The organism is uncultured Sphingomonas sp. (assembly GCF_964244265.1).
Lineage (GTDB): Bacteria > Pseudomonadota > Alphaproteobacteria > Sphingomonadales > Sphingomonadaceae > Sphingomonas.
On sequence record NZ_CAXTHV010000048.1, the window covers coordinates 1 to 12216 of the forward strand.

The window sequence follows — 12216 nt, forward strand, 5'->3', positions numbered from 1 at the left end:
CCTCTCAGGAGTTAGGGCCTCCGACAAACCCGGGGCGGTTCAATCTCCTACGATTGGCTGTGCCGGAGCAAAGTCCGTCACAGCACCAAAGGTTAAATTGAGAACGGAGCCTCCGCGCTGCGTGCGTCGGCTGGCGACATAGACCTCCATATACCACTCGCTCGCGAAGTCGATCGCAGCAGCCAGGCTGGTCTGTTTTGTCGATTGGCGATGGTTGCGCCCGTTTAGATATGTCGCGCATTGCCAGAAGCGGCTGTTTTCACGTCGATAGACGTAGGCTTTGCCGTCCAAAATCTTGTGCGTCTCATGCGCCATGTCGTCACTCTAATGTGTAAGACATGTGTAAGACAATGTTCTCGTCTTGTTCTAATTAGTATATAATTAAAAAAATGACTTAAGTAGACCTATGCGGTTTGAGTCCGGCGCGTCTACCAATTCCACCACACCCGCATGCACTTAACGGAGCAGATCGACGTCCGGCTGGATTCGTCAGGCTCCCATGTGGCTCTTTAAACGCGAATGGCACAGGAATGTGCTCGGCGTCTAGATACCTGATGCCGCATCGATTTCGGAGGCGCGGCGCCAACGTGACCATGTTTGGCCCCAGCGTCCTTCAGGAGCCTTCATCTCCCATGCCGGACGTCAGGGATTGACGACCATCTTCAGCTTGTTCGCACCGCAAGCGCCCGGCACCACCGTGGCGTCGCACTGCGCAAGATGGACGGCGGTCGCCTCTCCCATCCGCATGTCGTTTGATTGCCCTTCAGCGGGGCAGCGTGATCACCGCCGACAGGCCGCCGCCGGGGCGGTTCCGCAGGCGGATGTCGCCACGTGCCTCGCGCACGATCGCCCGCGCCAGCGCCAGGCCCAGGCCGATCCCCCCGGTCTCCTTGTTGCGCGATCCCTCCAGCCGGGTGAACGCCTCGAACACGTCCTCGGTCCTGTCGGCGGGGATGCCGGGCCCGCGGTCGGCGACGGTGATCGCCACCTCGCCAGGGCCCGCATTGATGCTTACCTGCGCGCTGCCGCCATATTTGATCGCATTCTCGATCAAGTTGCGCAACGCACGCCGCATCAGCGAGGGCCGGATACGCAGCGGCAGCCGCGCCGCCTCTTCATAGCTGACCGGCGCGCCAAGGTCGCGGAAATCCTCGACCACCGCATCGACCAACGCCGACAGGTCGACTTCGGTCAACGGTTCGCTGGGCCGCCCGAGCCGGGCCAGCGACAGAATGTCGTCGAGCGTCCGGTTCATTTCCTCGATCGTCTCGGTCATCCGCGTGCGGTCATTATCGTCCTCCACCGATTCGACCCGCACGCGCAACGCCGCCAGCGGGGTGCGCAGGTCGTGGCCGATCGCACCCAGCATGCGATCCTTTTCGTCAAGCGTCGCGATGATCCGTGATCGCATGGCGTTGAAGGCGACGATCAAGGCACGGACGTCGTGTGGGCCGGCCTCGGTCACCTCGGCATCGATGTCGCCAGGGGTAAAGCGTCGTGCCGCGCTGGCCAGAACCGCCAGCGGCCGCGAGATCCGCCGGGTTACCCACAGGACCGGCAACAGCAGGACGCCATAGATGACCAATGTCTGGGCGAGCAGCCGCCAGATCAGGAACAGGTCGTTCATCTGCCACGGCGCGCTGACCACCATCCAGCCGGTGCCCGGCCGCTCGACCGCGATCAGCAGTTCGGCCCCCGCCGCCGCCAGCCGCCGCGCGCGTGGCGGCGGCAGGCCACGCAGGCGCGGGTCGTCGGGAGCGACCGGGCGGACGCCGGTGACGATCCGGCCGACCTTGACCCGCGATTCGGCAAACGCGCGACGCAGGCCGTCCTCGACATCGGTGCGCCGCGGCAACCGGGGGTCGATCGGGTTGGCGGAAACGACGCTGACCCGGCGGCGGGGATCATCGTCGCCGCCCTGACGCTGGCCGTTCTCCAGCGTGTCCATGATCCGTGTGACCACCGGCCCGGTCGCCTGCTCGAAACGCAGCTGGCGCCGCTCGCCATAGACCATCGCGAAATTGATCGCCTGGGCGACGAACAAAGCGAGCGCGACGATCACCGCCATCTGCCCGGGGAGGCTGCGCGGCAGGATCCTCACGACCCCGCGCTCACAGCCGTGGCCCGATCACAATCGGGTCACTTCGGCGGCCAGGGTATAGCCGCCGCCCCACACCGTCTTGATGATCTCGGGATTCTTGGGGTCGCCTTCGATCTTGCGGCGCAGCCGGCTGACCTGGTTATCGATCGCGCGATCGAACGCCAATGCCTCGCGCCCCTGGGTCAGATCGAGCAATTGATCGCGGGTCAGCACCTGGCGCGGGCGCTGGACCAGCGCGTGGAGCAGATTGTACTCGCCGGTTGATAACGGCACCGATACGCCCTCGCGGTCGACGAGCGCACGTTCGCCCGATTTGAGCACCCAGCCGGCAAAGGCGTAGGAGCCGCTTTCGGGCGCGTGCTGGCGGGCGCCCCCGGCACCGGCGCGGCGCAGGATAACCTTGGCGCGGGTGGCCAGTTCGCGCGGGGAAAACGGCTTCACGACATAATCGTCGGCGCCCATCTCAAGCCCGACGATACGGTCGGTCTCCTCGCTCCGCGCGGTCAGCAGGATGACGGGCACATCGCCGGTCGCACGGATGTGGCGGCACAGACTCAAGCCGTCTTCGCCGGGCATCATGATGTCGAGGATGACCAGGTCGATGGCATAAGCGGTCATCCGGGTACGCGCGCCTTCGGCATCGCCCACCTGGGTCACGCGGAACCCCTGGCGCGTGAGGTATTGCGCCAGCGGCTCGCGGATCGATCGCTCGTCGTCGACCAGCAGGAGGTGGGGAACGGCGCCCATCGGCGCTTCGCTAAGCATCTGGCAGCCGCCTGGATAGCCCCCATGTCGGGATGGCAGCGCCGGGACGAGCGGGGGGGGGGGCGCGCTCGTCCCGGCTACCGGGCCGGGGATTATTGCCCGGTATTTGGGGCGGCGGCTGGCGGCGGCGGCGGCACGGCACCGCCTGGAGCGCCTGCCCCTTCCCGATCCCGCAGCCGGCCCATCCGATCCTGCGCCGCATCGCGCGCGGCGGCGCGTTCGGCCGCATCGACCTTGCCGTCACGATTGGCATCCAGCCGGTCGAACCGCCTGCCGGCCTGTTCCCGGAACTCGCCGCGATCGATCGCGCCGTCGCCGTTGGCATCCAGCCGAGCAAACATCCGTTCGCCGATCTGGCCACGCCCGGCCCCCATGCCGGGGCCTGGCGACGGCGGCGGGGGCGGCGAGGCCATTGGGTCGCCGGCCATCGGGCGCGGCGGGCGCATCTCGTCGGCACTCAGCTTGCCGTTCTTGTCGGCGTCCATCCGGTCGAACCGCGCATCTGCCTGGGCCAGAGCATCGGCGCGGGTGGTGACGCCGTCGCCGTCGGCATCGCCGCGTGGCCCGGCGGTCTGCGCGGCCAGGCATGGCTGGATGAAAACGGCGCCGGCAAAGCCGGTGCCGGCGAGCGCGGCGGCGATCAGGGCGCGGTTCATGGGCGATCCTCTTGGCTGGGCGCGGGGGGTCCCGGGCCATCGAGCGAGCTTATCGTCGGCGACTGTCGCGGCGGCATGTCACGACCGGCAGGGATTTGTCGCAAAATGTCGTTAAAGGTTCGTCCATTGCCGGCTAGGCAATCGGCGCTACCGGCGCTGCGACGCGGCCGAGCACCTTCCACCAGATGATGCCCGCCGCCGCCAAGCCGAGCAGCCCGGCGACCAGGAACGCCGCGCCGGGGAACCCGCGGTCGATACCGGTCGCCAGAGCCTGGGTCAGCATCAGCGGACCGACAATTGCGGCAACGCTGCCCATGCTGCCCATCCCGCCCTGGAGCTGGCCCTGGTGGGACGCGTCGACCATCCGCGACAGCAGCCCCTGAATCGCCGGCATTGCCAGCCCGGCAAAGGCGCCGACGACGAATAGCGGTACGATCTGCCAGGGCGCGGTGACGAAGGCGCTGGCGAGGAACGAGGTCGCGCCGCACATCAGCCCGACGATCAGCGTGCGGCGCTCGCCGATCGCGGCAATGATTCGCCCGACAAGACCGCCCTGGACGACGACGCTCAGCACGCCGACCAACGCCAGGCTCCAGCCGATCGCCCGCGCGTCAAAGCCAAAGCGCGCGGTCGCCCAGAAGCCCCAGGTCGCGGGATAGACCATATGCGCCAATTGCCAGAGGAACGCCCCAAGCAGCAGCGGCGCGGCGCGGCCGGCACGGAACAGCGGCGCGAACGCTCCCACGATATGGGCGTCGCGCAGGCGGAAGGGCCGCCGATGCTCCGTCGCCAGCGTTTCGGGCATCAGGAGGAACATCGCCGCCGCATTGGCCAGCGCCAGTACGGCGGCGGCGATGAACGGCGCGCGCAGCCCGCCATAGCTCATAAGACCGCCCAGCGCCGGGCCGACGATGAAACCCAGCCCGAACGCCGCGCCGATCAGGGCAAAGGCCGGCCCCCGGCGCTCGGGCGGGGTGACATCGGCGATCACCGAGCCGGCCGGGCCATAGACCGCGCCCGCCACCCCCGCGATCGCGCGGCCGAGGAACAGCCAGGCCAGCGTCGGAGCCCAGGCCATCAGCGCATAATCGATGCCGAACGACAGCATCGAGGCGATCAGCACCGGGCGGCGGCCATAGCGATCGCTGAGGTTGCCCAGCACCGGGCCCGCCAGGAACTGCGTGGCGGCGAATACCACCAGCATCCAGCCGCCCGCGCGCGTCGCATGCTCGATGTCACCGTCGCCAAGTGTAAGTAGCAGGCGTGGCGTGACCGGCGCGATGATGCCGAAGCCGATCGTGTCGATCAGCACGGCGGCCAAGGCGATCGGGATCGCGCGATGCTCGAATCGAATCACGGGCGCCGGACTGGCGGACAGGGGAGGGATCGAGATGGCATCGCCGGGGACGCTTCCACATGGCGCGGATCGTGGAAAGCAAAAAGCATCGTTCGCGGCGGCCCGGCAGTCCTGAGGCCCGGTATCGCTTGACGCAAAAGCCATGGGTTCAATAGGCGCAGCGCGATCGTGGCGCTGGATCGACGACACGGTGTGGGGCGTTGGCCGGGGAGAGGCATTGATGACCAGGACGGAGTTGCTGGGCGCTTGCGTGGTGCCGGTCTGCGTCATGGCGACGGCGGCTCCGGCATCGGCATCGGCGCAGGACGTCGTGGCCGGCGGTGCGGCCGATCGCGGGATCGCCGCCCCCGCCAGGCCGGGGCAAGGCGACATCGTGGTCACCGGCTCGATCATCCGCGGCACGCCGGAGGATGCGGCGCTGCCGGTCGACGTCATTGGGGCGGCGGAGCTTGAGCGCCGGGGCACCCCAACCGCGGTCGAGCTGTTCAAGGCCTTGCCGACGTCGAGTGCGGTGCTGGGCGACGCCAACCAGTTCGACAGCCGCAGCCAGGGCTCGGAAGGGATTGCCACCGCGAACCTGCGCGGCCTGAGTCCGCAACGGACCCTGGTGCTGCTCAACAGCCAGCGCTTGGCCACCGCGGGCAATCCGCTGCCGACGATCGACATCAACCTCCTGCCCTATGCCGCGCTCAGCCGGATCGAGGTCCTCAAGGACGGCGCGGCGGCCACTTACGGTTCGGACGCGATCGCCGGCGTCATCAACTTCATCACCCGGACCGACCAGGAAGGATTGCGCGCGGCGGGCAGCTATCGCGCGGTCCAGGATACCGACGGCGACGTCGACGTGTCGCTGAGCTTCGGCCATGTCGGTGACGGTTTCCGCTTCCTCGTCGCCGCCGGGTTCTACAAGCGCGGACAGCTTTTGGCGCGTGACCGCGATTTCGCGGTCCAGCCTTACGCCAATAATCCGCAAGGCGGCTGGACAGGCGGCGGCAATCCGGCGACGTTCGTCGGCGTCGGCGCGACCGGGGTGGCGGTGACGGGGCTTCAGGTCGACACCAGTTGCGCGCCGCTGGGCGGCTATGTTGGCGCCAACGGGCGGTGCTACACGCAATATTCGGGCTATGACGTGCTTGGCGACCTGGAGAAACGCGGCACGGTGTTCGTCGATTTCGCGGTCGACCTGGCGCCCAGGACGACGCTGGAACTGACCGCGCTTTACGGACGGACGGAAGTGCCGCATTTCGTCGCCTCGCCCAGCTTCATCCTGACCCAGGCGCCGTCGATCGCGGCGAAAGGCGGGACCAATCCCTCGCCCGGGGTGAACGGCTTCTACGTCCCCGCAACCAATCCTGGTTTCATCGCCTATCGCGCGGCCAACCCGGCGGCGTTGCCGGCGACCGCCACCGGCGCGGTGTTTCCGTTGCTGCTGTTCCGCCCGTACCTTGCCGGGGGCAATCCCGCCACGCTTGACGATTCGGACCTGTCCGGCGCGTCGCGCGGGCGGCTGACATCGGATTCGGTGCGGCTGACTGCCGAATTGAGCGGACAGGTCACGTCTGGCATCAGTTATAGCCTGGCGGCAACCTATCACGATTATTACCGCTATCGCGACGGATATGACGAGTTCGGCGATCGCGTGCAGCTGGCGCTGCGCGGCTTTGGCGGGCCGAATTGCAACGTCGCCGCCAACACCCCCGGCGCCAACGGCTGCCTGTGGCTCAACCCGTTCGGCAACGCCGTCACCCGCAATCCGGTGACCGGCGCGACCAACCCCCAGGGCAATGCCGCGCTGGCCAATTCGGCGGAACTGACCAACTGGTTCTTCCTGCGCTGGATCGCCCAGGTCGACACGCGACTGTTCGTGGTGGACGGGTCGATGACCGGCGATACCGGCATTACCCTGCCCGGCGGCACGATCCGGTTCGGCGTCGGCGGCCAGTATCGCCGTACCGCGATCGACACGATGTATGGCGTCAACAACAACCTGTCGGCCAATCCCTGCCGCGATACGCCGATCACCGGCAATACCGACTCGAACGCCTGCTCGCCCATTGCAACGGGCGGCGCGCCCAGTCCCGCCACCGGAGCTTTCGGGTTCCTCGGCACCCAGAATAACAGCTCCCTGAAGGGTAGCGTCCATGCCCTTTTCGGCGAGCTCCAGATCCCGTTGTTCGACCGTGTCAACGTCCAGGCGGCAATACGGTACGAAGATTATGGCGGCGGGGTGGGTTCGACCGTTGATCCGCAAGTGCGTGCCCGCTGGCAGGTGACCGGCTGGCTGGCGTTGCGCGGCGGCTATGGCACGACGTTCCGCGGGCCGACGCTGACCAATACGGCCCCTGATTTCATCACCGTGCTGCAATTGGTCGGATCGACCTTCACCCCGGTTGATGTCTATGGCAATGCGTCAGTGAAGCCCGAAAAGGCCCGGAACTATTCGGCCGGCGTCCTGCTGGGTCGCGGCAGGTTCAAGGCCAGCGTGGATTATTTCCGCTACGATCTGACCGACGTCATCGTCAGCGACCCGTTGTCGCCGATGGTCGCAACGTTGTTTCCCAGCGGCCAAGCGAATACGTGCGCGGCGAATCCCGGGCTGGCGGCGCGTTTCATCTTTTCGACCGGATCATGCACCGCGACGACCACGGTCGCCAACATCGCGCGGGTCAGGACCTTTCTGCAGAACGGCGCGACGCAGGGCAATTCGGGGCTGGATTTTTCTGCCGATTATGTGTCGTCGGACTTTCTCGGCTTGTCGCTGCGGTTCGGCGTGGGCGCCGACGTGACCTATACGCTGCACAACCGGATCAGCGACATCTTCGTCGCCGGTACGAGGGTGGCTCGCGCCTATGACGGGGTGGGGCTGCTCAACTACCAATCGACGCTGTATCCCGTGCCGCGATGGAAGGGGCAGGGGCATCTCGACCTCGGGGCCGGGCCGGTCGACGCACGGCTGACCGTCAGCTATGTCGGCGGTTTGCATGATCAGCGCTTTGACACGCGCACCGGACCCTTTGCGCCGGACACCTCGATTGCCACGCCGGGCGCCAGCCTGTTGCAGGGCGCTGACCTGGGCGAGTTCATTACCGCCGACCTCAACGTTCAGATCAGGGTGACGACCGCCGTGGTGCTGACGGGCACGGTGTTCAACATCCTCGACGCACGACCGCCATTCGCGCGTGAGGATTTCAACTATGAGCCGCTGATCGGCACTGCCTCTGGCCGGATGGTCAAGATCGGCTTTGCGAGCAGGTTCTGAGCAAACGGACTCTGATGCCGTCGCTCGGCGAGACACAAGTAGTAAACGTACTGTTGCGTCGGACGCCGGCCGGTGACAGTTTCCGCCAGTGAAAATGTGACGGTTTGGTGGGGAGAAAATCATGAAGGCGATTGGTTTTGGTATTTTGCTCGCGGGAACCGCCTTGGTCACTGGCTGCGGTGAGGGCGACGGCAATTCGACCGTGGCGGGAACGACGGAGGCCCCAGGGGGTGGCGGCGATGTCCAGCTGATTCCGGACACGACGATCGGCGCGACCTATGGCGCGACCGGTCCACGCAAATGCTCGACCAAGAAGGTCCCGGCCAACGGTCCGCCGTCCCCCGACGTCATCGCCAAATACGTGATCTGCGGCGCAGAGGGCGTCATGTCGTCAAACGTCTATCTGCTCGACCAGGTCGTCGTTTCCGCCGTAGCGCCGGGCCGGCCGTACAACCCAAATGAAGATGTCAACATGTCGAACATCGACATCAACAAGCCCGTCTATGCGATCAAGGGCAGCCTGGTTGGTTATCAGTGCGCCGAGGTGCAGAAGCCGGGCCAGGATTTCGGCAAGCAATATGACAAGGGATCGAACTGCAATCGCACCCCGCAACCCAATGCTCACGGCCTGTGTTTCCAGGACACGTTCGGTGACTGGTCTTGCTCGCTGGTGGATGTCGACGCGCCGATCAATCCCGAACGCGAAAAGCCGGCGCCCTGACCGCTATTTGCGCGGCCTGACCGGACGCATCAGCCCTTCCTGCGCGACACTGGCGACCAGCCGGCCGTCGCGGGTGAAGATCCGCCCGCGGTTGATGCCGCGGCCATGGCCGGACCATGGGCTGTCCATCGCATAGAGCAGCCACTCGTCCGCGCGGAACGGTTCGTGCAGCCATAAGGCATGGTCGAGGCTGGCGCCTTTGAAGCCGTGGGTGAAAAATCTGATGCCGTGGGGGTTCATCGCCGTGGCCATCAATCCCATGTCGCTGGCATAGGCCAGGATCGCGCGATGCAGCGCGGGATCGTCGGCGAGTGGCTTCATCGTCTTGAACCAGCAATGATTGACTGGATCGCGCGGAGCTTCGGACAAGCCGTCGGGTTCGACCGTGCGAAAGTCGATCCCGCTCGACGACCGCAGGCGCGCCTGATGCGCCTCGGGCGTGACCGGCGACATCCTGGCGCGCACCTCCGATTCCGACGGCAGATCCTCGGGGCCGGGCAGGTCGGCAGGCATGGCATCCTGGTGATGCAGCCCCTCTTCAAACGGCTGGAACGATGCCGCCATGTTCAGGATTGGCTGGCCGTTCTGTGTGGCAATGACCCGCCGCGTCGCGAAGCTTCGCCCGTCGAAGTCTCGGACCACCCGGAAGATAATCGGCAGCGCATCGTCGCCCGGGCGCATGAAATAGGCGTGGAGCGAATGCGCATCCTTGCCGTCGGTCGATCGCTGCGCCGCCTGCAATGCCTGGGCGATCACCTGTCCGCCATAGACTCGCCCATGCGCAAGTGGTTGGCGCGCGCCGCGGTATAGGTCGGTGTCGATCCGCTCGACGTCGAGTAATTCGACAAGATCGATCGGGTGTGGTGACTCATCGGACATGGACTGGTCGACGCTCATGTGCGCGCCTTAGCACGTGCCGGCGAAAGGGGGAGCCTGCACGTTGCTCGCCATCTATCTCGAGCCGGTTCTGCACCCATGGCTGTCCGCCAGCCTGGCGCAACTGGTCGGCCGCCTGCCCTTTCGCCGCATCGGCCATGCCCCAGCGAGCGCCGTGTCGCTGCAGGAATCTAAGGTGTTGGCGGGCGGCGCAATTAAGCGCTAGCGTGGCTTATGCGCGAAACTCTCGCGATATGGTTGGGGGATAGTTCACCAATGCTGACGGACAATTTCCTGCGCGGGCGCCGCCGCCAGGAACTTAGCGATATCGAGCGGCGCACGTTGGAGGATGTAATGTCCGCCCCCGTTACGCTGCCGCGGCGGCAGACCGTCACTCATCGTGGTGACGTGGTGACCAAAAGCACGTTCCTGGTCTCCGGTTTCATGTGCCGTTACATGGATGGTGCCAACGGCCTTCGGCAATTGGTCAGCGTGCAGACGCCGGGGGACTTCGTCGACCTGCACGGTTATCCCCTGCAGCGGCTCGACCACGACATCGCCACCCTGGGCGAATGCACCGTGGCCTATGCGCCCCACGACAAGCTGACCGAGCTCATGGAACGCTTTCCGCACCTTGGCCGGGTGCTGTGGTTCTCCACGCTGCTCGACGCCGCAATGCACCGCGAGTGGATTTTTCGGCTGGGTCGGCTCGATGCGAACGGGCGCGTCGCGCATATGTTGTGCGAGACCTATGCGCGGCTCGACGCGGTGGGCCTGGTCACCGACGGCAGCTTTGCATGGCCGCTGACCCAGCAGGACCTGGCGGAGGCGTGCGGGCTGACCGCGGTTCATGTCAACCGAACCTTGAGGGTATTGCGCGAAGCCGGGATGGTCGAAGTGTCGGACCGCGTGGTGAATATGCTGGATTGGAACCGCCTGGCAACCACCGCCGAATTTCAGGCGGATTATCTCTACTTCGACGATCACGTTCGGACACCATAGTCTGCATAGTCTGCGCCGCCGACGATTTGGCGAACCTTGTCGCATGGTAAGGCGACCATGCAGGTCGCGTGGACCTGCCGGATAGGGGTGACGCGCGTCGCGAATTGGCGCAAACGGGTGGCCATGTCCGGGGAACAGGGGATCGGCGCGTCGCTGTCGGCGGCGATTGGCGGGGCGGCGGCGGTGGCGGTCGAGCCCGACGACACGCCCGTCGCCAACGACCTGCCGGACGATGCCCACCATCAGGGCATCGCCAGCCAGCGCGACCGGATGCTCGCGGGGTTGACGCTCATCGCCGGAATCGGCCTGTTGCTGGCGCTGCCCTTTGCTCTCCGGGCGGGGGCCGAATTCTTCCTGCCGACGACCATCGCGCTGGTCATCGCGATCGCGCTGGTGCCGGTGCTCGAATGGCTGGAGCGGCGCGGCCTGCCGGGATGGGTGGCGGCGGCGATTTGCGTGGTCAGCTTCCTGGCCGCGGCCAACGCCGCGCTGGCGGCCGTGGTGGTGCCGGCGATCGAGTTCTTCCGCCTGCTGCCCGACCGGATCGACCGCATCCAGACGAATTTGGCGCCGGTGTTCGATCTATATTCCAGCCTGCAATCCTATGTCGACAGTACGATCACGCGGTTCGCGGCATCGAACGCCGTGCGCCAGCCGACCGCCGCCGCGGTGTCGCCGCCCAATTCGCTGCTCGAACTGGCGGCCACGTCGGCGCCGAACGCGATCGTCCAGGTATTCTTCGCGATACTGGTGGTGTTCTTCTTCCTGGCCGGCTGGACCGGCACCCGGCGTCGCACGATCACCAGCCGGTCGAGCTTTGGTGGCGCGATGGCGACCGCGCGGGTGATCCAGAACGTGGTCGACGACGTCTCCGCCTATCTGGGGACGATCACGATCATCAACGTCTGCCTTGGCGCTGTGGTGGCGCTGGTGCTGTGGCTGATCGGGATGCCGTTTCCCCTGATGTGGGGCGGGATCGTCGCCTTGCTCAACTACGTGCCTTATTTCGGGCCGATCCTCGCCGCCCTGCTGCTGGCGGTGGGTGGATTGATGACCTTTACGGACATCTGGCTGGCCTTGCTGCCCGCCGCGCTGATGCTGGGCTGCCACCTGCTGGAAGCAAATGCGGTGACGCCGTTCATCGTCGGTCACCGGCTGACGATCAGCCCCGTGCTGATCCTCGTCTCGCTGAGCTTCTGGGGCTGGGTGTGGGGCACGCCGGGCGCGCTGCTCGCGGTGCCGCTGCTGATCATCATCCAGACCGTGATCGGCGCCGCCGGCAAGCCCGACATTGCCGGGTTTCTGTTTGAACGGGGCACGCTGGTCAGCGGGCGCACGCGCCACCGCCGCGGCGGCGAGTGAAACCTGGCACAAGCGTTGACAGCCCCTAACGCCTCGCTTAGGTGCCGCGCCTCACGCTTACAAGCGGGTGTAGCTCAGTTGGTTAGAGCGCCGGCCTGTCACGCCGGAGGTCGCGGG

Annotated in this window: 11 protein-coding genes; 5 read left to right on the plus strand and 6 right to left on the minus strand. The window is 66.2% G+C overall.

Annotated elements, in window-relative coordinates; genetic code table 11:
• Window positions 1-39: 39 nt before the first annotated feature.
• The 5 genes from ACFE7K_RS14890 to ACFE7K_RS14910 all read right to left on the minus strand — a co-directional run bounded on the left by ACFE7K_RS14890 (window position 40) and on the right by ACFE7K_RS14910 (window position 4879).
• Window positions 40-315, minus strand: a complete 276-nt coding sequence (locus tag ACFE7K_RS14890; protein WP_375398984.1) for a hypothetical protein — start codon at window positions 313-315, stop codon at window positions 40-42.
• A 448-nt stretch (window positions 316-763) separates the two neighbouring features.
• Window positions 764-2068 carry an ATP-binding protein gene (locus ACFE7K_RS14895; RefSeq protein WP_375398991.1) on the minus strand — a complete coding sequence of 435 codons (1305 nt, stop codon included), beginning with the start codon at window positions 2066-2068 and terminating at the stop codon, window positions 764-766.
• Window positions 2069-2128: 60 nt separating this feature from the next.
• Window positions 2129-2848 carry a response regulator gene (locus ACFE7K_RS14900; RefSeq protein WP_375398992.1) on the minus strand — a complete coding sequence of 240 codons (720 nt, stop codon included), beginning with the start codon at window positions 2846-2848 and terminating at the stop codon, window positions 2129-2131.
• A 110-nt stretch (window positions 2849-2958) separates the two neighbouring features.
• The gene (locus tag ACFE7K_RS14905; RefSeq protein WP_375398985.1) at window positions 2959-3522 is read right to left on the minus strand and encodes an EF-hand domain-containing protein; all 564 of its coding nucleotides are present in this window, start codon (window positions 3520-3522) and stop codon (window positions 2959-2961) included.
• A gap of 133 nt (window positions 3523-3655) precedes the next feature.
• A complete protein-coding gene (locus ACFE7K_RS14910; protein WP_375398986.1) occupies window positions 3656-4879 on the minus strand; it encodes an MFS transporter in 1224 nt (407 codons plus the stop codon).
• Window positions 4880-5021: 142 nt separating this feature from the next.
• On the opposite strand from ACFE7K_RS14910, the gene ACFE7K_RS14915 reads away from it, so the two are divergent.
• Together ACFE7K_RS14915 and ACFE7K_RS14920 are read left to right on the plus strand one after the other, a co-directional pair.
• A complete protein-coding gene (locus ACFE7K_RS14915; protein WP_375398987.1) occupies window positions 5022-8138 on the plus strand; it encodes a TonB-dependent receptor domain-containing protein in 3117 nt (1038 codons plus the stop codon).
• A 121-nt stretch (window positions 8139-8259) separates the two neighbouring features.
• Window positions 8260-8859: a hypothetical protein gene (locus tag ACFE7K_RS14920; protein WP_375398988.1), complete on the plus strand. Its 600-nt coding sequence runs from the start codon at window positions 8260-8262 to the stop codon at window positions 8857-8859.
• 3 nt (window positions 8860-8862) lie between these two features.
• Here the strand turns inward: ACFE7K_RS14920 and ACFE7K_RS14925 are convergent, their stop codons facing one another.
• On the minus strand, window positions 8863-9738 hold the full coding sequence (locus tag ACFE7K_RS14925; RefSeq protein WP_375398993.1) for an acyl-CoA thioesterase: 876 nt from the start codon (window positions 9736-9738) through the stop codon (window positions 8863-8865).
• A gap of 61 nt (window positions 9739-9799) precedes the next feature.
• Here ACFE7K_RS14925 and ACFE7K_RS14930 point away from each other — a divergent pair, with 61 nt between their 5' ends.
• The 3 genes from ACFE7K_RS14930 (at window position 9800) to ACFE7K_RS14940 (ending at window position 12099) form a co-directional block, all read left to right on the plus strand.
• Entirely contained in the window at window positions 9800-9961 is a 162-nt protein-coding gene (locus ACFE7K_RS14930; RefSeq protein ID WP_375398989.1) for a hypothetical protein, read from the plus strand.
• A 50-nt stretch (window positions 9962-10011) separates the two neighbouring features.
• On the plus strand, window positions 10012-10737 hold the full coding sequence (locus ACFE7K_RS14935; protein WP_375398990.1) for a Crp/Fnr family transcriptional regulator: 726 nt from the start codon (window positions 10012-10014) through the stop codon (window positions 10735-10737).
• Window positions 10738-11007: 270 nt separating this feature from the next.
• Window positions 11008-12099 carry an AI-2E family transporter gene (locus tag ACFE7K_RS14940; protein ID WP_375398994.1) on the plus strand — a complete coding sequence of 364 codons (1092 nt, stop codon included), beginning with the start codon at window positions 11008-11010 and terminating at the stop codon, window positions 12097-12099.
• The last annotated feature ends 117 nt before the right edge of the window (window positions 12100-12216 follow it).